Here is a 245-nt window from a genome sequence, read left to right on the forward strand (position 1 = left end):
ATCCGTTAGTGAAATACGCGCGGGCATAGCTTTTAAGGTCGCATCCACCTCATCGACCAATTTCTGGTTCTCTGAGGTCGCCAGATCGTGTGCGTTCTCAAGCTTCAGCAGCGCCATATCTGGGTAAGGATTGTCACCCTCAGCATCACGGGTCATCAGACCAGCGCACTGAATCACACGCGGCATGCTGAAAATTTGAGGTCTGCCGCGCTCGCGCAAATCGTCAGGCTGGCGTCGACGACCTT

The 245-nt window shown here is 54.7% G+C and carries 1 protein-coding gene; it reads right to left on the reverse strand.

Annotation, left to right across the window (positions count from 1 at the left end; genetic code table 11):
* The coding region (locus KVT28_RS26140) for an AcaB family transcriptional regulator (protein WP_217551181.1) at positions 1–245 on the reverse strand (245 nt) is incomplete at both ends.

Origin of the sequence: Pantoea sp. GbtcB22, assembly GCF_019091025.1 — a bacterium.
GTDB classification, from domain to species: domain Bacteria; phylum Pseudomonadota; class Gammaproteobacteria; order Enterobacterales; family Enterobacteriaceae; genus Pantoea; species Pantoea leporis.